The sequence below is a fragment of the Acidaminococcus massiliensis genome, from assembly GCF_900095825.1.
GTDB lineage: Bacteria > Bacillota > Negativicutes > Acidaminococcales > Acidaminococcaceae > Acidaminococcus > Acidaminococcus massiliensis.
Map to the genome: position 1 here is coordinate 1,591,915 of NZ_LT608315.1, position 21,805 is coordinate 1,613,719.

A 21,805-nucleotide genomic window follows, 5' to 3' on the forward strand; every position below is an offset into this window, starting at 1 on the left:
GCTTTTCTGTTATGTGTAATCAAGTCCTTGAAAGGTGGTGGCAAAGCATGGACGGCGCAAGTGGAGGCAGTCATCCTCACAGTTTGGGCAGCGGAATTTCCACAGACTGGCAGTGCCGGTCCGGTTTTGCTGCGCGGTTTTGAGCTGACGGCCTCTTAAAGAGGGGGAATGGCCCCCGGATTTCTTTAGGAGGATATCATGAAAAAAGAAAATATGGATAAAAAAGTCCAGGCAGCAGCCCGGGAAGCCCAGGCAAAGCTCCAGCAGGCTGCTTCCCTGGCTAAGGAAGAAGTACTGGCCCGTTACGGGTCTTCTGTCACGGGCCTCACCCAGGAACAGGCGGAAACTTCCCGGGACAGATACGGTGCCAACAAGGTGACCCGGGAAAAGAAGAAGAGCGTCCTTACCCGGCTGGCCCAGGCCTTCATCAACCCTTTCACGGTGATCCTGTTCGTCCTGGCCGGGGTTTCTGCAGTGACGGATATCATCATCCCCCTCCAGCAGGGGGAACCAGAGGAATGCAATCCGGTGACCGTGTGCATCATTTTGACCCTGCTGCTGATTTCCGGTGCCCTGCGGTTCATCCAGGAAACCCGGAGCGGGGATGCAGCGGCCAAACTCCTGGAACTGATCACCACCACCTGCACGGTGATCCGGGACGGGGGAAAAAAAGAGGAGATCCCCCTCCAGGATGTGACCGTGGGAGATCTGGTGTTCCTCTCCACCGGGGATATGGTGCCGGCGGACCTGCGGATCCTGGAAGCCAAGGACCTGTTCGTGAGCCAGGCTTCCCTTACCGGGGAAAGTGCGCCCCAGGAAAAGGTCCCCCAGGCCATCCCGGACAGCAGCCAGAAAGCGGTGACGGAACTGTCCAACTTGGCCTTTATGGGCACCAACGTGATTTCCGGTTCTGCCACCGGCTTGGTGCTGGGTATCGGCGACCATACCCTCTTCGGGAGCATGGCCAGTTCCATGGCCCAGGAAGCCCCGGAGACTAACTTCACCAAGGGAGTCAATGCCGTATCCTGGGTGCTGATCCGGTTCATGCTGGCCATGGTGCCCGTGGTCTTTTTCGTCAACGGCATCACCAAGGGGGACTGGGTCTCTGCCTTCCTCTTCGCCATTTCCGTGGCGGTGGGGCTCACCCCTGAGATGCTCCCCATGATCGTCACCACCTGTCTGGCCAAGGGCGCCGTCTCCATGTCGGAGAAAAAGACCGTGGTGAAAAGCTTGAACTCCATCCAGAGCTTCGGAGCCATGGACGTGCTCTGCACCGACAAGACCGGGACCCTGACCCAGGACCAGGTGGTGCTGGAATACCATCTGGATGCGGACGGCCGGTCCAGCCAGCGGGTGCTCCGGTACGCCTACCTGAACAGTTATTTCCAGACCGGCTACAAGAACTTCATGGACCGGGCCATCATCCAGAAAACGGAAGAAGAGGAACAGGCTGATCCCCAGCTGGTGGATCTGTCGGAAAACTACCAGAAGGTGGACGAGATCCCCTTCGATTTCGCCCGGCGTCGACTGTCCGTCCTGGTGACGGACCCCAAAGGCCGCACCCAGATGATCACCAAAGGGGCCGTGGAAGAGATGCTCTCTGTCTGTACCTTTGTGGAACGGAACCATGAACCGGTACCCTTGACGGACGCACTGCGGAAAACCATCCGGTCTGTAGCTGATCATCTCAATGAAGAAGGGATGCGGGTCATCGCCCTGGCCCGGAAAATCAACCCCTCCCCGGTGGGGGCTTTCGGGGTGAAAGATGAAACCGGCATGGTGCTATTGGGCTACCTGGCCTTCTTGGATCCTCCCAAGGAAAGTGCCGCCAAAGCCATCGAAGCCCTGAAAGATCACGGGGTCACCACCAAGGTGCTCACTGGGGACAATGAAAAGACCACCCGGTGCATCTGCCGTCAGGTGGGGCTGCCGGTGGAACACATCCTTTTGGGCAGCGACCTGGAAAAGATGGATGAACAGCAGCTGTCAGGGGAAGTGGAACGGACCACTGTGTTCGCCAAACTCTCTCCGGACCAAAAAGCCCGGGTGGTGGAAGCCCTCCAGGCCAAGGGCCATACCGTGGGTTTCATGGGGGACGGCATCAACGACGCTCCGGCGCTCAAGATGGCGGATATCGGGATCTCCGTGGACAGTGCCGTGGATATCGCCAAGGAAAGCGCGGACATCATCCTCTTGGAAAAGAGCCTGATGGTGCTGGAAGAAGGCATCGTAGAAGGCCGGAAGACCTACGCCAACATGATCAAGTACATCAAGATGACGGCTTCTTCCAATTTCGGGAACATGTTCTCCGTACTGGCTGCCAGTGCCTTGCTGCCGTTTTTGCCCATGAGCAGCCTCCAACTGATCATCCTGAACCTGCTGTACGAGATTTCCTGCATCGCCATTCCTTGGGACAATGTGGATGAGGATTATTTGAAAGTCCCCCGGAACTGGGATGCCTCCAGCATCGGCAGTTTCATGCTGTGGCTGGGGCCCACCAGTTCGGTGTTCGACTGGATCACCTACTTGGTGCTTTACTTCGTGATCTGTCCCCAGATCATTTCCGGAGGGCTGACTTACAACCACATCGCCCCGGATGCGGTGATCGCTCAGGGCTCTTTGGCAGGCATGCCTGTGCGGGAAGCCTATGAATCCCTGTTCCAGGCCGGGTGGTTCGTGGAATCCATGTGGACCCAGACCCTGGTCATCCACATGATCCGGACCCCCAAGATCCCCTTCCTCCAGAGCCATGCTTCCGCCATGCTCACCACCCTGACCTGTGCCGGCATCGCCCTGTGCACCCTGCTGCCCTTTACCGGGGGACTGGGGAGGGACCTGGGCTTCCTGCCTCTGCCGGGAGTCTATTTCGGCTTCCTGGCCCTGGTGGTGCTGGCTTATATGCTCCTGGCCACCAGCATCAAGAAAGCCTATATCCGGCATTACGGGAGCCTGCTGTGAGGGGATAGGACCGCCCACGTGCAGCGTCTCACGCCTCACGCCGCAGGAAAGGAACCCGCCTGCTGCAGGTTCCCTCTTGAACGACCAACGATGAACGACCAACGATGAACGAAAGGAGGAACGGGCCATGTTGAACCTGATGGATGTAGAACCGCTGTTCTGGATCGGGTTGGGTGCCGTGGCTGCAGTAATCTGCCTCATGCAGATCGTCTGCTGGAGCCAGGCCCCGAAAGCCCAGCGCCATGGATGACCGACGACGATGGGTACATGGAAAGACGCCATTGGGAAAGAACGGGAACGTTCCTTCTGCAATGGCGTTTTTTTTGCCGGTACCATGGATGCTGACAAATAGGATCATATGATGAACAACGGGTAACAGAAAAAGCAGCTTTTAAAATATTTTACACAAAAACGTGAAATTATTATATAATGGTATACATTCACAATAAGGGGGAGATTTGTATGAGTCAAAAAGAAATCGCGGATTTTATGGAAAAAAGCCGGATCAATGAACCTGCCACTCCAGAAGAATTCCGGGAAGCGGTCTTGGGAGCCTACAAGGACCGGGCCCGGCAGATCTATTTCATCTGGCGGAAGCTGAAAGAACTGTATCCAGAAGTGGATGCCAACCGGGTCATCCGGGAGGGGAGCTGGGATTTCGGGTATTACCAGGGGCAGCAGATCGCCAAAAAATATGGGGCCGAGAATGTGGGGCCCAAAGAAGCCCTGCTGGGACAGACGTCCCGGGGCGGGCTGCAGGTGTTCCAGCAGGAAATCACCCAGCTGGACGATGACAAGGCAGTGAAGATCTTCCATCACTGCCCCCATGTGGAAGCCCTTCAGGAACTGGGCCTTGCTCCAGAAGAAATCAAGATGTTTTGCCGGGATATGCTGGGCCATTGCGATTATGCCATCTGTGCGGCTTTCCCCAACGTGGACATCGATTTCCCCACCACCATTGCCGATGGGGAAGGGAAGGGCTGTGCCATGACCATTACCAGAAAGAAGGAGAAATAAGATGGCAGGAACGAAGAACAAACTGATCCGGAAGCCCACCTTCGGGGAGGCCATGACCCCTCTTGTGGGCATGCTGATCCTCCTGGGGCTGGGCTATGGAAAATTCGGCCTGCCCATCCAGGCCCTCTTGATCGTGGCTGCTTTCGTGGCCTCCCTGATTGCCAAACGGGTGGGCTACGGCTGGGAAGATATGATCGCAGGCATTACCGATAAGATCCACAGCAGCCTGGGGTCCCTGTTCGTCATGGTCTGTGTGGGCGGCATGATTGCCAGCTGGATGGTCTCTGGGACCATTCCTCTGCTGATCTATTATGGGATCCAGATCATCAATCCCCATTATTTATATGTGACGGCCTTTTTCGTCTGTGCAGTGATTTCCACCTTCACGGGGACTTCCTTCGGGTCCGCAGGGACCGCCGGGGTGGCCATCATGGGCATCGCCATTGCCCTGGGACTGCCCCTGGATATCACGGCCGGAGCCGTTTTGTCCGGTGCCGTGTTCGGGGATAAACTGTCCCCCCTGTCCGATACCACCATCCTAGCCCCCATTGCAGCTGGGACCACCCTGTACAGACATATCCGGAGCATGATGTACACCACCGGGGCTGCATCTATCGCCTGCATCGTGGTCTATACCATCCTGGGCTTCAATACCAATGTAAGCACCCTGTCTAATCCGGAACAGGTGACCGCCATGCTGTCCAACCTGGAAGCCCTGTACCATTTCAATCCCATCCTGCTGCTGCCACCGGTACTGGTGTTCTGGGGAGCCTATACCAAAAAGCCCACCATTCCCATGCTGCTCCTGTCTTCCGTCATCGCCCTGGCCATGGGCATGATCTTCCAGGGATTCACCCTGAAAGTGGCCCTGAACGCTTTTGTGAAAGGCTTCAATGTTTCCATGCTGCCGGCCGTAGCCGGAGGGGTCAAGACCCTGAAAGTCATCAACACCCTGCTGAACCGGGGCGGCCTCATGGGCATGATGGGGACTGTACTTCTGGTGTTCTGTGCCTTCGCCTTTGCTGGGATCTTCAGCAAGGCCGGCTGCATAGAAGTGATCCTGGAACGGGTGAAGTCGTCCATCAATTCTGTGGGCAACCTGATCGCTGCCACCGTGGGCTCCACCCTGTTCATGAGCATCGTGACCGGGAGCTCCTACCTGGCCATCCTGATCCCTGGGGAAATGTTCCAGGACCTCTACAAGAAATTCAAGCTGGCTCCCGAAACTCTTTCCCGTACCCTGGAAGACGCCGGGACCTGCGCTGTGCCCATTGTGCCCTGGTCCGTGGCCGGGACCTATATGGCCGCCACCCTGGGCGTCCCTACCGTCCAATACATGCCCTACGCCGTCCTGTGCTACGGCAGCATGATCTTCGCCCTGATCTATGGGTATACAGGACTCTTCCTGATCAAGGCAAAGGAGGGGGAGGAAGAATAAAAACGCAGTGATATTCTCTGTCATTGCAGGATTCGTTATGTGAAAAGGATTAAAAAGCCGGCAGGTGAGGAATGGAATCCTTGCCTGTCGGCTTTTTATGTTGCAGTGTGCTTTTACGTTCTGCTTTTTACGGTAATTTTGTCAGCCTGGCAATCTCTTCTTCTGAAATCCCTGTCTGGTCAGCGATATCTGCAATTGACTGTCCCTTTTGCAGCATCCTCTTGATGATTTCAAGCTGCGCTTTTTCCAGGCCTTTCTTCTCCCCCAATGCGATGCCTTTTGCTAGGCCTTCTTCTTCAGCCTCTCTTTGGCGTCTCCTGATTTCATCACTTAAAATCATGTACTCTCGCCTCACTTTATCCATGCTCTTGACAAAATGGACTTCACGATCCAGGTTTTCTACAAAATGTCCTTCAGCCGCTTTTCCATCCACATACCGGAGAAAGGCAGCAATATCAGGATCTGCTGCATTTTCGCTGCCCTTGCTGTTCAGGAACATCCGGGTCTCTTCGTCCTTTAATTGTACCTTGTTATCCTCTTTACAGCAATGGGTGAATGTGTAAATGGGCAGACCCTTGTGGAAGGGGTCAAAGGTGCAAATGAAGATTACGTAAGAGGGGTTCAGTTCTTCATACGGTTTGCCCTTGTCCAACAGTTCTCCATCAATCATGCTTTGGTAAAATCGGCTGCGTTTGGCCAGGTCGTTCTTGGGGGAGTTGGAGCACTGCATCTCGATGTCATAGACTCGGCCTTCGTCATCTTCTACATAGACATCCAGACGGATGCTTTTGCCGTCCAGGCGGAGGTCTATGGTCTTTTCGAAATCCAGGTAGCGAAGAGAACGGACTTTGATGTTCAAGATTTTTTCGATGAGATGGGTGCAAAGCCGTTCATTGCGCATGACATGTTGGAAGAGAAAGTTGTCCCGGATAGTGAGTTCGTCAAAAGTCTTGATTTTTTCCATTGCTCTGCCTCCTTGTAGAATGGATATAGTGAATCCATTCGGCAGGAAACAGGAAGTTCCTTCCTTGTTTTTAGATAGACCGTCATTAAATGGAAAAAAACCGTCATAAGCTGCAATCGTTCCAATCACAACAAGACGATGGGCAACTGAAAGAACGCCATTGGAAAAGAACGGGAACGTTCCTTCTGCAATGGCGTTCTTTGTTGGATCCATGTAAGCTGCCAATTTCCGTTGCAGCAAGCTCAGCGGGGGAAAATCCAGCGGATCGCATCCGGGAACCGCTGCTTCCAGAACAGCTGGGAGTGTCTTGCTTCCGGATAGATATTGTATTTGATTTTTTCCTTGGGGATCTGCAGTTCCATGTATTTTGTATAGAGCAGATCTGCGCCTTGGAGGAATTCTTCTTTGGTAGTGAATCGGCCGAATTCGTTGGTCCCCACATCCATATAGATCCGCTGTAAATGGACGGCATCTACAGTCTGGAAGAAATCGATTACGTTCTGCTTCCACAAGGCTACAGAACTGCTGAGTGCGGCCAGGCGGCTGAAGATATCCGGATAGGCAAAAGCTGCGTAAACCGCCAGGATGCCCCCTGTACTGTAGCCCAGGATGGCTGTTGCATCTGCCTCTCTCCGGGTCCGGTAATTTGCGTCCACCCAGGGTTTCAGGGAGCGGACCATCCATTCTGCATACGCTTTGCCTTTTCCGGCGATCCCTTTGACTCCGGGCCGTTCTCCATCTTTCAACACGAAAGGCGTATACAGTTCTGTCCGTTCCGCCCTGTCCTTGGGACAGCACAGGGCCACCAGGATGAATTCAGGAAGATATCCTTTATAATCTTGGTAATATTGGGCAAAATCCATGCTGCAGTCGCCCCATAAAATATCTTTGTCGAAAAAGGCATCCTGGCCGTCGTTCATATACAGGACTGGGTATCTTTTGTCCGTCTGCTGGTAGCCATCCGGCGTCATGATGCGGACGGTGCAGGAACCGGAACCCATCAGAGAAAGAGGAAGCTGATATTCTTTGATTTCCATGATTTCACCTCAATGATTTTTCGATTACATGAATTTGCTGAACATGAAGCTGGCAATCACCAGAAGGATGGCCCCGCCGATCCGAGAGGAAATGGCCGCATAGGGCATCAGTTCCATCCGTTTGGCAGTCCCGAGCACCTGGACATCCCCGGATCCTCCTGCATTGGCCATGCACAGACCAGCCGTGATCATGGCTTCAATGGGATAGAAGTGGAAAAGTTTGCCCACCAGGGCTGCCCCAAGGCATGCTCCCAGGACCACGACGAAAACGTAGACGATGACTTGGATGGAGAGGACCTTGATGTAATCGTTCAGATTGGTGCTCAGTCCTACGCAGAACAGCAAGGGGAAGGACAGATATTTGACAAAAAATCCCTGGATATTCTTGGCTGCCGCTTTCAGATCGTCAGGCACACAATTGCTGATGTTCAGCAGCATCACGAAAATGATCATGAAAGCGAATTTATGGATCTTAAAGCCCAGATGGAGATAGTTGTTGATGAGAGAAACCTTGCCGGCATAGTAATGGGCGCCCATGTAGACGAAGAGAGCCAGGGTAAAAGCAGCTGCATAGGTGATCATGCTGATTTCCGCATTTTGTTTCTGGGCCGGACCTTCCTTGCTGAGGGAAGGGACATCCAGCAGTTTCCCATTCCCAGTCAGGGCGGGAAAACGTTCGCCCAGACGGTTCAAAAAGGCGGCAAACAGTACGGCCATGATATTGCCAAGCATCAGGACGGCAAACGCAGAGGCATACCAGACGGAGGGATTGTTGCCAGTGACTTCACCGTAAATCTTGCTCATGGGGATGGCACCGGCACCGTTCCCGCCTCCCATGATAGGCATGGCGATGGAAAGGACGGATTCTACAGGACTGCCACCCAAGAGAACCGCCGCACCTGCGCACAGGATGAAAGAACCGGCAATGGCCCCCAGGATGGTCGGGATGTAGCCGATGAAAGAACGGATGAGGAGCCGGCGTTCAACGGACAATACAGATCCGAAAATCAGGATGACGACGTATAATTCCAGAAACCCTTGGCTTCCGTTGAATACGGTCATGGTCTTGATGGTGCTTTCCGGAAACAGCTTGAAAGTATTGATGAAGGAAGCTGCCAAGTTGGCAAACAGGATCCCTCCGCCCAGCCAGTCTTTCCAAACCGGGATCTTGTCACCGATCAGGCCGAAGGCCGTGCCTACAATCATGGCGCAGGCAAAGGCCCCCATGATGTTGTTGAGAAGGTATCCCTGACAGGCAATGAATACGGTGATTGCCAGCAAGGCGATGTACATGCGCAAGGGCATGCCCAGTACGGTTGTTTTCCCAGATCCACTCATTATGATGATTCCCCCTGTTTCGAAATAAAAACATTCCGGAATGTATTTGCCAATGCATCGTACGATTTTTTGTGCTTCCATCATAGTATTTTTCAGCAGAGATGTCGATGAGGGGATTTTAATAACTTGTATGCGGCTTTTTTCATATTCTTTTGTTCTGGCGGTATATAAGGTATAATAAGTAGAAACTATGATGGATGGAGCAGCAGGTGTTGAAATGATTGACGGAAAATATAGATTCATATTGACCATTGCCGCCAAGCGAAGCTTTTCAAAAGCGGCTGAGGCCCTGTACATATCACAGTCCCATTTAAGCCATCTGGTGGCTTCCGTGGAAAAAGAACTGCATATCCGGATCTTTGATCGGAGCAGGAAGCCTCTGTCCCTTACAGAGGATGGACTGATCTACGTGGAATATATGGAAAAGATCCTGGCTTTGGAGAAGGGCCTGAAAGAAGCTTTGCAGAAGGAACCGACCCGCCAGGAAAAAATCATCCATTTGGGAATGGGGCCGGCGCGTACCCCCTTGGTCGCTCCCCTTGTTTTGAAGTATTTCGAAAATCACTTCCCAGATATCAGGATTGAAATCGTCGAAGACAACAGCAATGAAGGACTCCTGAAAAAAGTCTTGGATGGGACATTGCAGCTGGCCTTCTATACGTCTCCGGATCCGCCTGCAGAAGTGGATCGGGTGGTCCTGTATAAAGAACTGCTTTGGCTGGTCCTTCCGGCAGATCATCTTTTGGAAACGGACAAAAGGGAAGATACCCTTTATTCTGAGGACCTGAAGAAGTTGGAACAGAATAAGTTCCTGGTGCTGCAGGAATCTTATGGCCTGGGCCAGTATGCCCGGGAGTTCTTCCGAAAATATGATTTCCACCCGAAAGAAATCTTCACGGTCAAGAACCTGGAATCCCTGCAGAGCTTGGCTGCTTCCGGCATCGGCATCACCCTTCTTCCTACAACCTGGAAGGAACGCTCTTTTACAGAGATTTCGCCCCAGTATTATAAAATCGGAGAACCTCCTTTTGGCAGAGAAATCTATATGATCTATCAGAAATCCCACGAACTGACAGAACCAGAAAAGGTCGTCTGCAGATTATGTTCCCATCATTGAATAAGAAATCCATTTTCCGAAAGAACCGCGCCACGGATGATTGACGATGGACAAATGAAAAACCGCCATTGAGAAAGAACGGGAACGTTCCTTCTCAATGGCGTTCTTTTAGCGGAAGCTGTTGGCGTCCAATTATAATCATTCTTTAATGATCTTCTGCAGGGACGTTACGTACAGAAGCAATAAGAGAATTATTCAAATTCTCTTTTACAATTTTAATGAAGGATTTTATCAGAGAAGAGTGTCTTTGGTGTTCAGGATAATTAACAGAAATCATCAGTGGCTTAAAATCAGGGAGAGGATGTATGATATGTTCCTTCGAAAAAGGATAAGTTGAACATTGAATTAAAGTCCTGGGGCAGAGCATAAATCCCATTTGAGAATAACACATACTGAGCATCGTACCTACATCACGTAATTCTAATATTTTGGTAATATGTAATTTTTGATCGGAAATATATTGATGACAATATTTACCAACAGTAGTATCAGAAGGCATGATAAGAAAAGGACAGCACTGGATAATATCTTTAATAGCTTGGTCATTATAGATACGAAACTGATGACTTGGGCGGTCAGGAAAGTATTGTTCCAAAACCGCAGGATGGATGACCAGCATAAATGGGTCGTGATAGAGTGGTATACTAATGATATTTTTTAAATTAGCAGGCTGAAATCCTATTGCCACATCAACTTCATGCTTCACTAATTTTACTTCCACTTCCGGCGTATTTCCCTCAAAAAGTTTAATTTGAACCAGCGGATATTTCTTCTTGAAATCTCTGATAATGGGAGGCAAAAGAAACTGTGCACGAGAATAAGTTGTACCAATTGTTATGGTGCCACTTTTCTGTTTCTGCATCTCGAACATGCTTTCTTCCATTTTTCGTTTACAAGATAAGATTTCACTCGCATATGTCTTTAATAAAATCCCGGCAGAAGTGATTTTTAATGGTGGACCATAAAGGAAAAGCTTAACTCCCAGACTTTTTTCCAATTTATTGATATGTCCACTTAGGGTTTGTTGTGTAATATGAAGCTCTTTTGCAGTCGTGTTGAAATTCAATCTTTCTGAAAGCAATAAAAAATATTCAAGGTTTAGAAAGCTAATCATATTTGAGCCTCCTTTTTCCTCATTTAATCCATTATATCATTGAAAGGGATTTTTCTTGAGTAAAATTAGAATAACTCATTCATTTAAAGAGGTATTAACAGGTATAAGCCTGTTAATACCTCTTTAAATATCAGTTGGCCTGAAATTTCAGTATTAGATATGATAAATGTGTAAAGAGAATGTAAAAAAACAAGCAGTTGATATACAAGAAAAGGGGAAATGTAATTATGATGACGAAAAAAGAATTGATTCAGGCGGTTTTAAAGGGAGAAAAGACAGATCATATCCCGTATTCGATGTGGAGCCATGTACCGGGTGTGGATCGGGATCCTGAGGCAATTGCAGAAGAAACCTATCGTTTTTACAAAGAATACGATGTGGATATCATCAAAACCATGAACAATGGCATGTACAGCATCGAAGATTATGGCTGTGAAATCGATTACTCCGATGTCCTGACCGGCGGTGTAGCCAAAATCATTACGACCCCCGTCCACTGTGGGGCGGACTGGCTGAAAATCCAGGAAATCTCCATTGAAGAAGGGGCGCTGAAACGGGAGCAGACCTATTTGGCCCTGCTGCTGGAAAAATTGAAAGGGGAGGCAGTCCCTGTTGTATTCACCGCTTTCAGCCCCATCACTACGGCCAATAAACTGTGCGGCAACAAAGTACAGGAATACGTGAAAAACGGGTATGGAAAAGAGGTCCATCAAGCCCTGGAGGCGATAACGGCGACTACCCGTAAATTGGTCCAACGGGTCATCGAGATGGGGGCCGATGGGATTTTCTTTGCCACCCAATTGTCTTCTTATGTAAAAAGCGATGAGAAGTTTTACGAGGAATATGGGGCTCCGTATGATAAAGCGGTCCTGGAAACTTCCAAGGGATGGTGCAATGTACTCCACGCCCATGGGGATGAAATCATGTTCGATCTGCTGAAGGATTACCCGGTCCAGATCTTCAACTACCATGCCTGGCAGAGCCTTCCTTCTGTGGGAGAAGCCCAGGTTTGTACCGGTAAGACCCTGATGTGCGGGATTGAACGGATGGATATCACGAACCACAGAAAGAACGAGATCCGCAACGAAATTTATGAATCCATCAAACAGACAGGTGGACGGCATCTGATCCTAGCACCTGGCTGCGTCATCCGGTATCCGTTGGATAAAGAGATGCTGGCTTATGTGAAAAAAGTAAAGGTGGAGATTGAAACGGCCTTACAAGCTTGAAGAGTTTGCTATAGGGAGGTAAATTAAATGGATGCTGCTGGATTTGTAAAAAATAGAATCGAAAAACTTAAAGAGAAAATGGCAGAACAAGGTATAGATGCTGTAATCATCGAAAAACCGGAAAATGTTATGTATTACAGCAACTTTAACGAAGTCCTGAATTCGATGCCTGCTTTTGTAATCTTGACACTGGCCAGTGAACCAGTATTACTAGTTCATTCTTTGAGAGCTGATCATGCAAGAAATGAAGGGGCTGTTTCAAACGTTAAATTATATGGGAAATGGGGCAACAATGTTCCTGTCGCCATGGATCCCATTGAAGCAATCCGTATATTGCTTGGAAGCTTTAAGGGTACATTGGGTTTAGAAACAGAATACATGAATGTTGCAAGATATCAAAAAATAAAGGAAATCGTGAAGCCTAAAGATATTCTTTCAATTTCGAATTTGATCAATATGCAGAAAATCATAAAGGATCAATATGAAATCCAATGTATTAAAAAATCAGCTGAACTGGTAGATTTAGGAGTGAAAACAACGATTGAATATCTAAGTCAGGGGTATTCAGAAGCAGAAGCCAGTACCGAGGGCCAATATGCCATGCGGAAACTGTGGCACAAAAAATTCCGGGACAGCGAGGTCTGCGGCTATGGGACCAGCGAAGGTGGCATGATTGACAGTCTCCATGTGTGGTGCCTGTCAGGAGGCCACATTGCTTACGGCTGTGACTGCCCCAAACACTATTACCCCAAAGAGGGGGATCTGACTCTTCCCATGGCCTGGGCCAAGACGGATGGGTACCATGCAGAAAATGAGCGGACCATCATCATCGGCCATTTGGATGGATTCAAACAGCACGCCTACGACAGTATGCTGCGGGCGCGGGAAGCTGTTTTCAAAATTTTAAAGCCTGGTACCCTGTTCAAAGACCTTTATTTTGCAGCGGCAAAGGTATACAGCGATGCCGGCTTTGAAAAGATTCTTCCCGGCCGTGTAGGGCATGGGGTGGGTTGTTCTGCCCACGAGTTCCCTTCGCTGGATCCCAAAAATGAAATTCCTTTAGCACCGGGTATGGTCATCACGGTTGAGCCAGGGCTGATGGATAAATCCTGGGGCGGTGTCCGCCATTCTGATACTGTTCTGATTACCGAGTCCGGCTACGAACGGTTGACCGTATTGGAAAATGGAAAGATTGTAGTCAATTTAAAATAAAAGGAGAATTTGATGGAACAAAAAATTTATGATACTTATGTTGCCATCCTGGAAAATGAATTAAAAGTAGCCCTGGGGTGTACGGAACCCATTGCCATTGCTTATGTAGGGGCAAAGGTACGGGAAGTCCTGGGCAAGATGCCGGAGCATATCGATGTATATTGCAGCGGAAATATCGTGAAGAATGTCAAAGCTGTGGTGGTTCCCAATTCTGATGGACAGCGGGGCATCGATGTGGCGGCTGCTCTGGGTGTCATCGGCGGGGATGCATCTCTGGAACTGGCGGTGTTGGAATCTGTCAAACCGGAAGATATCCGGCTCTGCAGGAAATTACTGCAGGAAAATTTCGTTACCACCCATCTGGTGGAAGATGTGGCCAATCTGTACGTTGCCATCAAAGCCACGGCAGGCGATGGATCTGCAGAGGTGGAAGTCAAAGAGTACCATTCGAACATCACGAAAATCGTGAAAAATGGAGAGGTGATCTTTGCAAAAGAGGAAAAGAATGGCCAGGCAGATTCCAGTGAGCCTGACAAGAATCTGCTGAATGTGAAAGACATCCTGGAATTTGCGGATGCCGTCAAGATCGATGATGTGAAAGACATCCTGGACCGGCAGATCCAATACAATACGGCCATTGCCCAGGAAGGCATGAAGCATCCCTATGGAGCAGAAATCGGCCGGACGCTGATGGAGGATTTCGACCACAGCAATGTGAAGCTCCAGGCAAAGGCCTTTGCGGCAGCCGGATCCGATGCCCGGATGAGCGGATGCCCGCTGCCTGTGGTCATCAACTCCGGGAGCGGGAACCAGGGAATCACCGTATCCCTTCCCGTGATTGTTTATGGCCGTTATTACCATTTGCCCCAGGAAAAGATCTACCGGGCCCTTTGTGTCAGCAACCTGATTTCCATCCACCAGAAACGGTTCATCGGAAGTCTGTCCGCCTATTGCGGTGCCACCAGTGCAGGCTGCGGCAGCGGTGCCGGCATCGCCTATATGATGGGGATGTCTTACGATGAAATCTGTGATGTGATCACCAACAGCATCGCTACCATCGGGGGGATGGTCTGTGATGGGGCCAAATCTTCCTGTGCAGCGAAAATCGCGGCTTCTGTAGAAGCGGCACTGGTGGCCGTCCACATGGCCAAGAAGCACAGAGCCTTCAAAGATGGGGAAGGCCTGGTGAAGGGAAATATCGAGGAAACCATTGCTGCCATCGGGGATATGGGCCGGGTCGGCATGAAAGCAACCGATGTAGAAATCCTGAACCTGATGCTGGGTAACGTGAAAGTTTAATGTAAAACAACCTTTGGGAGGGATTTAAAAATGGAGATGGAAACTAAAAAATCCAAATCTGAAGGCCTAATGCATATGATTGAAATAGCAGGGAATAAGATACCGGATCCGTTGGTGTTTTTCTTGATTTTAATTGTTGCCTGCTTAGTTGGTTCTTTTATCATGTCTTATTTTGGAATTTCTGATATTAATCCAGCAACTGGCAAAACCGTAAAAGCCTATAATCTTTTGTCAAAAGACGGATTTATTAGGATGTTGATCAGTGTCATCAGTAATTTCCAAGGATTTACTGTCATGTGCATGACTTTGACTTGTATGTTTGGAATGTGCGTGGCGGATCAATCCAGATTCTTTGAGAGTATCATGAAACACGTTATTCTCTCATCTAAAGGATCAGACAAAAAAATAATAATGATTTTTTGCTTGATTAGCGCACTGGCAGATATTACAAATGGTGGGGGATTTGTGATTATGCCATTATTAGGCGGTATCGTATGGGGGAATATGGGACGGAATCCCATTGCCGGCATGCTCTGTGGGTATGGAACTATCGCTGGTGCTTTTTGTGCAAATTTTATGTTGGGTACAACGGATATTGTATGCGCGGGATTTACACAAAATGCAGCACGAGTAATTGATCCCTCTTACGTGGCTGCTGCTTCAATGGGATGGTACTACCAAAGTGTGGCAGCTATTTTATTGACTTTGACATCCTATTTTGTAACGACACGTTATGTTGAGCCAAGATTAGGGAAATATCAAGGTGAATATGTTGCCCGTCAAGAGGAAAAACTTCCCAATGAAGGAAAAGCACTGAAATTTGCAGTGATTGCATTATTCATCTATGTTATTTTGATTGTCATCAATGCGGTTCCTGCTGGAGGGATTTTACGTGATCCTAAAACTGGAGAATTGGTATCTGGCAAATCACCATTTATGCAGAGCCTGGTATTTATGATTTCTATGTTTTTCTTTATTCCTGGTTTGGTATTCGGTAAAGTCACGGGAACTATTCCTAACATTAAGAAATTAATCAAAGTACTGAATAGTGGTATCGCAGCTATGAGCGGATTTATCGTCCTGTCTTTTGTAATGGCTCAATTCATGAAGTATTTTGCCTGGTCCAATATGGGAACAATCATAGCCATTAAAGGGGCAAAGGGATTAGCAGCTTCAGGTCTTCCCTTTATTGGGATTTGCGTAGTATTTATCTTGTTTTGTGGTGTGCTGAATTTGTTTATGGGAAGTGCATCGGCAAAATATGGCTTGATTGCTCCGGTATTCGTACCAATGTTCATGTTGATGGGCTATGATCCTTCAGTTGCACAAATGTGCTACAGAATTGGCGATGCTATAACAAATCCTATTACTCCGACATTTGCTTATATTGCAATGCTTATGGAAGCGGTAAAGAAATATGATCCCAAAATGGGCTTTGGCTCTTTAATTGCTGGATTAATGCCATATACGATTTCATTTACCATTGTTATGATTGGTGAGTTTGTTATTTGGCTTTTGCTTGGCATGCCATTAGGCCCTGGTGGAAGTATCTTTTTTGGTGGTTAAAAGGTAGCTGAGATGAAAACTGGAAGAGTACTTAGTAGGATTTATCTAAAACAACTGGGAGGACCCTCTGTAAAGAAAAATAAGAAACCAATAGATTATATAGAAACTATGTAGTAAAAATTCAAGCAGCACGTTGAAGCAGATGTAGAAATCCTGAACTTGATGCTGGACAAAAAGAAAGTGCAGCAGTCGTAAAAAAGGGGGAGTAAAAATGTTTGGAATGAAACCGATTACCGGGGCGATAATCGATTCCTTATTGTGGTCAGCCTCTTTGCTGGGGATTTTGCTGTTGTTTGCGACCTTTATCCGGGTACGCTTCCAATTCTTGAAAAAGTACTATATTTCGGCTTCACTGATTGCCGGTCTCATCGGTCTCATCCTGGGGCCGGAAGTCCTGGGAGTCATCCCTAAAGATGTCATCAGTTCCTGGGGGGCACTTAGCGGACGGCTGATCATCGTAGTCCTAGCACCCATGCTGATCACCGGCAGCTTTCCCCAGCTGGGCAAACTGGGACGGGTCACGGCTTCTCAGTCGGTCTGGTCTAGGCTGGCCACCGCTGCCCAATATGCAGTACCTTGCCTGATGAGTGCCCTGCTCTTTACTCCAGTCATGGGCGTGAATCCATTGTTTGCTTCTGTCCTAGAACAGGGATGGGCCGGCGGCCATGGCACAGCCGGCGGTATGAAGATGGTGTTCGATTCTCTGCATTATGTGGATGGCGCTTCTCTGAGCATCACCTCAGCAACGGTTGGTCTGCTGTACGGGGTCGTCGGTGGGACCATCGCCATCAACTATGCAGCCCGGAAAGGGTACATTCATAACGTCACCACCCATGATGAAAAGGTGGATGAACTGCTGGGCCATGATCACAGTGAAGTCGGCTCCAATATCACCATCAGCCGGAACGTCATCGATATCTTTGCTTTCCATGCCGGACTGGTGGGCGGGGCTATCGTCATCGGCTATCTGCTGATGCGGGCCATGAAACTGTTCTTCAACTTCAATCTGTACTGGTTCATTGCAGCCATGCTGGGTGGATTGGTGGTACAGGCGCTGATCATCAAGACAAAATATAACAAATGCATCGACCGTCCCACCATGAGCCGTATCCAAGGGCTGGCACTAGAATTCCTGGTGGCAGGGGCCATCGCTTCTGTCAAGATTACCGTCATCGTAAAATATGCCCTGCCGTTGATCATCCAGCAGGGGGCCTTCATGATCATCATGCCTGCACTTTTGTTCTTCTTTGGCCCTCGTCTGTTCAAGACCAACTGGTTCGAAAATACCATCGTGGTATTTGGGACTGCCTGTGGCGTGGTAGCAACCGGTTTCCTGCTGCTGCGGCTGGTGGATCCGGAACTGAAGACAGAATCAGCAGAAGCTTTCGCTGCCAGCCGTCCCTTCTGCTCTCCTTTCATCGCCGGCGGCATCCTTACCAGTATGATGCCGAACCTGATTGCACAGTATGGGAATCTGGCCGTAGGCTTTGCCTGGACCGCAGCCTTCCTGGGTATCGTCCTGATTGCCCGGGTGGCAGGACTGCTGAAATTTACCAAGCAAGCTGCTTGATTGGAATTTGAAAAGTAAATTGAACAAGAAGAGGTGTGAGCCATAAGATTCACACCTCTTTTCAGCCACTGGAGGAATCAATCATGGATTTTACCATATTGGGAATGGGAAAGACCGGCCATGCAGCAGCCTGTTATTTGATGGAGCAGGGCCATAAAGTCACTGTATGGGACCGCAATCCGGATAAGATTGCAGCACTGCAAGAAAATGGAATCTCCATTTATGGGCAAATCGTTGGAGTGTTCCGTCCTGAATCCTGCCAAGCTATCGGAGAAGCCGTTGGAGAAAGCCGATATCTCTTGGTATTTACCACGGCAATCGGACACCGGCCCATTGCAGAAGCGTTAAAGGGAAAGCTGCAGCAGGGGCAGCGGATCCTGATCTTCAACGGAAATTGGGGTGCTGTGGAATTCGCCGAATGCCTGGGGAACGAACTGGAAGAAAAAGAAATCATCCTGGGAGAAACGGGAGCCCAGATTTTTGCGGCCTCTCTCAAAACGACGGGTCAGAGCTATTTGAAATCTTTGAAGAAAGCCGTTGATTACAGTACCTACCCGGCTTCCTGTGCGGAAACAGTCAGTACCGAACTTCTTTCTGTCTTTCCCCAGCTGCACCCGGTGGGCAATGTTTTAGAAACTTCTTTGAATATGTCCAACCCCATAGCCCATTGCCCTCTGGATCTGTTCAATCTGGCAGCCATTGATGCGGGCCAGGAAAAATTGATGTTTGCGTCGGAATATACGTCTCCTAGAGGGGTTGCCTATACGGAGCAAGTGGACCGGGAACGGCTTGCCCTGTTGGAGAAAATCGGTGTCAAAGGGCAAAGCCTGCTGCAGCTGTTCAATAAATCATGGCAGAGCGATTATACGGATCTGTATACGGCTTTCAAAAAAATTAAAAGTTATCAGACGGCCAAATCTCCCACCGACTTTGCTTCACGCCATTTTACAGAAGACATTCCCTTTGGCATCCTGCCAATCCAGAAACTGGCCCAAAGACATGGAGTGGAGACACCCTATATCGATGCCATGCTGGATCTGTACCGACTGGTACTGGGAGAAGAATTCAGCAGGGGAGAACCGGATCTTACTGAGGTTGATTTGAAAAAATATATGGGATAGGAAAAAGGACCGTGGAAATGTTATCCATGGTCCTTTTTCAATGATGAGATAAAAATCAGAAAATTCCTATATTTCTGCAGAAACGTAGTAAAATGGAATTGTATAAAATAAATACAGGGAAGGAGTTGGGTACAAAAAATACCATAATGAAAAACGGTAAGCATCGTCTAAAAATTGCTGAACAAAGGGGGGAATTATCAATGAAACGATTTTGGCATCTGTTGGCTATGGGGATTTGTCTTTTCTTGTTTTCTTCAACTTGTCAAGCGGCTGTGCAGGATAAATATCCGCTCCCTGCTCCTTATGCGCAATTGGAAAAACAGTATCTGGAAGAATATCCTGATTTACAGAAGACCATGGATGATATGATCCTGACTACAGAGAAACAAATGGCAAAACCTCAGAATGATATCCTTCACAATCGGATATGTACGGCCCTGGTGTACCAGATGGCAAAACATGATAAGCTTTCTAAAAAGGAAACTCGTCTTGCCATTGCTGGGGACTTACTGCATAATATCGCCAAACAGGATAAGGATTATGTACTGAGCAATCCTAAACTGCTGGAAAATACTATCGAAATGACAGCGGAACTTCGAAAAAGAGGATATCTGAAAAAATCCCATGAATTCATGGAGAAAGCGGAAATGTTCCGAAATCACAAATTGGGAAATAACCGGGGCTTGATCCATCATTTGACGGGAGCAGTCTTGGCCGGGGAACTTTTGCAGAAAGAAGGCTTCAAACCAAAAGACATTGCTCTGCTCCAGGCCTGCATTGTAGAACATTCGACCGGATACTGGTATTTCAGAGATCAAGTAGATAAAATGTTCCCCGAAGTACCGGAAGCCTGGAAATATGTCTATCCGGAACCTGAAAACCGTTTGGCCGACTATATCCATGATGCAGATTTGGTATCTCAGTTTGTCCCTGCATCTGTAGTTCCGGAAGGCAGCAAGTGGCGGAATCTGGCAACCAATCGCTGGGGAGCTGATCAATCTGCCAAATCCCAGGCCCACGTGGTCTATTATGTATTTGACCGGCTGTATGGAGAAGCGCGTACTCCCATCGGAAAAGCCATGGCTAAAGAAAAATGGGACGGCATTTCTTCTCAATTGAAGCAGTTGATGGGAATCAAACAGGAGGAAGATCCTATTCAGCTATTTGGGATTCCGGCGTTTTGGAAGAAATAGATTAAAAGGGGACTTGTGAATTTGGGTGAATTCACAAGTCCCTTTATAAATTTGAAAACAAAGAAAAATGGAAACACTGTCAGTGCAAATCATCTTCTTTTAATGATTGATTACTGTACTCATATAAAAAAGCTACAATAAATTTCATGGAGCGGATATAGTCATCCACTTTGAGATTTTCATTGGGAGAATGATGATTGCTGTTTGTATTGCCTGGGCCGATTCCAATAATCTTTAAATCAGGAATCACTCTGCGTAAAGCTATAGCTGGACCTGCTCCCAGTTGGGTTATTTCTTTAACCAAGGGTTTATTGTAAGCAAGAAGAGCCGCTTTTTCCAGACAGGCAGTTTCTGGAATTTCCATGGATGTTTTTACCGGGAAAGTACCATCCAGATAATCAACTTTTATATCCGAAAGACCTAATTTTTTAAAGTGCTCCTGTAGTAATGTTGCAATCCGATTGGGATCCTGATTGGCAACTAAATAACAGGATAGTCTTGCATGAGCGTCATGCGGTACGATGCCCCGGGGTTTAATATACATTTGCCCTGATTCCAGTCCGCAAATTGACATGGTTGGAGTAAAATACATTTGCTTTTTTAATTCCAATCCAGATACATGATTGACAAAATGGGCTAATCCTAATTTCTCTTTCTCAAATTCTTCATCATAAGGAAAGTCGCGTAATATCTTTAATTCGTATTCAGTTGGGGTTTCGATATTATCATAAAAACCTTTAATTTTAATTTTTCCATCGGGTGATTGAAGAGATGCTAAAGCCCAAATTAAACGCCAAGATGCGCTGGGCACAATGGAACCCATACGGCCATGTACATCATTTGTTGCTGTTTTGACGCTTATATCAAAAGAACAATTACCACGTACACCATAACGGGCCCACGGGCCACCATTTCCCTGGCGGCGCCCATTTTCCCAGAAGCAAATATCAGCTTTGCAAGCTTCTCGAAAGAGTGCAGGATGATTCTCAACATAATCCATCATGGAGGGGCTTCCACTTTCTTCATCACCTTCAAATAGATATTTGATAGTGACGGGAAGCGTACCTGTAACGCTGAGGATGGCTCTTATAGCCTGGATACGAGAGAGCAAAGGACCTTTGTTATCTGAAATACCCCGTCCGTATAGGAAATCCCCTTTTTCTGTTAAGGCAAAAGGCTTGCCTGAATCCCATTTCGACGGATCGCCTGCTTCGACTACATCATAATGGTTGTAAAAAAGAACTGTTTTTTGCTTGAGACCCTGTTTTTCAGAAGTCAGGAGATCGTTTCCCTTATTTACTTTTAATCGATGTGATGGTAGATCTGTTTTCTGCAGCTGCTTTTCTATGAAGACACGAGCTTTTTCTCTTTCATTTTTTTGAGAAGCCGTACTTTCTATCGAAATGAAGTCTATTAATTCTTTGATATATTCCTCTCTATGAGCATCAATAAAAGTAAAGATGTCGTTTATCTGGGAATTGACCGATTGGTTTCCTTCTTTCATCTACAATCACCTCATTCTAAGAAGTTACAGTTTAATAAAAAAAGTCACTGATATTAGAAAAATTAACATATTGCAATCAGAATGTATAGTATATATAATTTAAGATAAAGCTAATTTATTGTTATTTT

General features: G+C 48.0%; 17 protein-coding genes. 12 read left to right on the plus strand and 5 right to left on the minus strand.

Going from position 1 to position 21,805, the window contains the following annotated elements:
• Positions 1-195: 195 nt before the first annotated feature.
• The 4 genes from mgtA (at position 196) to nhaC (ending at position 5,413) form a co-directional block, all read left to right on the plus strand.
• A complete protein-coding gene (mgtA, locus tag BQ2657_RS07810; RefSeq protein WP_390621277.1) occupies positions 196-2,958 on the plus strand; it encodes a magnesium-translocating P-type ATPase in 2,763 nt (920 codons plus the stop codon).
• Between the two features lie 127 nt (positions 2,959-3,085).
• The gene (locus BQ2657_RS13400; protein ID WP_261796404.1) at positions 3,086-3,208 is read left to right on the plus strand and encodes a hypothetical protein; all 123 of its coding nucleotides are present in this window, start codon (positions 3,086-3,088) and stop codon (positions 3,206-3,208) included.
• Between the two features lie 212 nt (positions 3,209-3,420).
• A complete protein-coding gene (locus BQ2657_RS07815; RefSeq protein ID WP_075580118.1) occupies positions 3,421-3,975 on the plus strand; it encodes an L-2-amino-thiazoline-4-carboxylic acid hydrolase in 555 nt (184 codons plus the stop codon).
• A 1-nt stretch (position 3,976) separates the two neighbouring features.
• The gene (gene nhaC, locus BQ2657_RS07820) at positions 3,977-5,413 is read left to right on the plus strand and encodes a Na+/H+ antiporter NhaC (RefSeq protein WP_075580119.1); all 1,437 of its coding nucleotides are present in this window, start codon (positions 3,977-3,979) and stop codon (positions 5,411-5,413) included.
• 127 nt (positions 5,414-5,540) lie between these two features.
• Here nhaC and BQ2657_RS07825 read toward each other — a convergent pair whose 3' ends face one another.
• From BQ2657_RS07825 to BQ2657_RS07835, 3 genes are read right to left on the minus strand one after another with little or no spacing between them, the layout of a single operon-like run.
• A complete protein-coding gene (locus BQ2657_RS07825) occupies positions 5,541-6,590 on the minus strand; it encodes an Rpn family recombination-promoting nuclease/putative transposase (RefSeq protein WP_232709037.1) in 1,050 nt (349 codons plus the stop codon).
• 29 nt (positions 6,591-6,619) lie between these two features.
• Positions 6,620-7,414 (minus strand): alpha/beta hydrolase, encoded by a 795-nt coding sequence (locus tag BQ2657_RS07830; RefSeq protein ID WP_075580121.1) that lies wholly within the window; start codon positions 7,412-7,414, stop codon positions 6,620-6,622.
• Positions 7,415-7,438: 24 nt separating this feature from the next.
• Positions 7,439-8,752, minus strand: a complete 1,314-nt coding sequence (locus BQ2657_RS07835; protein ID WP_075580122.1) for a 2-hydroxycarboxylate transporter family protein — start codon at positions 8,750-8,752, stop codon at positions 7,439-7,441.
• A gap of 217 nt (positions 8,753-8,969) precedes the next feature.
• Between BQ2657_RS07835 and BQ2657_RS07840 the strand changes: the two genes are divergently transcribed.
• A complete protein-coding gene (locus BQ2657_RS07840) occupies positions 8,970-9,869 on the plus strand; it encodes a LysR family transcriptional regulator (RefSeq protein ID WP_075580123.1) in 900 nt (299 codons plus the stop codon).
• Positions 9,870-10,014: 145 nt separating this feature from the next.
• Here the strand turns inward: BQ2657_RS07840 and BQ2657_RS07845 are convergent, their stop codons facing one another.
• Positions 10,015-10,983 (minus strand): LysR family transcriptional regulator, encoded by a 969-nt coding sequence (locus BQ2657_RS07845; RefSeq protein ID WP_075580124.1) that lies wholly within the window; start codon positions 10,981-10,983, stop codon positions 10,015-10,017.
• Positions 10,984-11,213: 230 nt separating this feature from the next.
• Between BQ2657_RS07845 and BQ2657_RS07850 the strand changes: the two genes are divergently transcribed.
• From BQ2657_RS07850 to BQ2657_RS07880, 7 genes are all read left to right on the plus strand, one after another.
• Positions 11,214-12,212 carry a uroporphyrinogen decarboxylase family protein gene (locus BQ2657_RS07850; protein ID WP_075581026.1) on the plus strand — a complete coding sequence of 333 codons (999 nt, stop codon included), beginning with the start codon at positions 11,214-11,216 and terminating at the stop codon, positions 12,210-12,212.
• A 27-nt stretch (positions 12,213-12,239) separates the two neighbouring features.
• On the plus strand, positions 12,240-13,424 hold the full coding sequence (locus BQ2657_RS07855; protein ID WP_075580125.1) for a M24 family metallopeptidase: 1,185 nt from the start codon (positions 12,240-12,242) through the stop codon (positions 13,422-13,424).
• Positions 13,425-13,436: 12 nt separating this feature from the next.
• Positions 13,437-14,723, plus strand: coding sequence for an L-cysteine desulfidase family protein (locus tag BQ2657_RS07860; protein WP_075580126.1), 1,287 nt, complete (start codon positions 13,437-13,439; stop codon positions 14,721-14,723).
• 30 nt (positions 14,724-14,753) lie between these two features.
• Complete coding sequence (locus tag BQ2657_RS07865; protein ID WP_083236212.1) at positions 14,754-16,289, plus strand: AbgT family transporter; 1,536 nt, start codon at positions 14,754-14,756, stop codon at positions 16,287-16,289.
• Between the two features lie 211 nt (positions 16,290-16,500).
• A complete protein-coding gene (locus BQ2657_RS07870) occupies positions 16,501-17,859 on the plus strand; it encodes a sodium/glutamate symporter (RefSeq protein ID WP_075580127.1) in 1,359 nt (452 codons plus the stop codon).
• Between the two features lie 83 nt (positions 17,860-17,942).
• Positions 17,943-18,980: an NAD/NADP-dependent octopine/nopaline dehydrogenase family protein gene (locus BQ2657_RS07875; RefSeq protein WP_075580128.1), complete on the plus strand. Its 1,038-nt coding sequence runs from the start codon at positions 17,943-17,945 to the stop codon at positions 18,978-18,980.
• Between the two features lie 92 nt (positions 18,981-19,072).
• Positions 19,073-20,173 (plus strand): hypothetical protein, encoded by a 1,101-nt coding sequence (locus tag BQ2657_RS07880; RefSeq protein ID WP_143224855.1) that lies wholly within the window; start codon positions 19,073-19,075, stop codon positions 20,171-20,173.
• A gap of 79 nt (positions 20,174-20,252) precedes the next feature.
• Here BQ2657_RS07880 and BQ2657_RS07885 read toward each other — a convergent pair whose 3' ends face one another.
• Entirely contained in the window at positions 20,253-21,677 is a 1,425-nt protein-coding gene (locus BQ2657_RS07885; RefSeq protein ID WP_075580130.1) for a M20/M25/M40 family metallo-hydrolase, read from the minus strand.
• Positions 21,678-21,805: the final 128 nt, after the last annotated feature.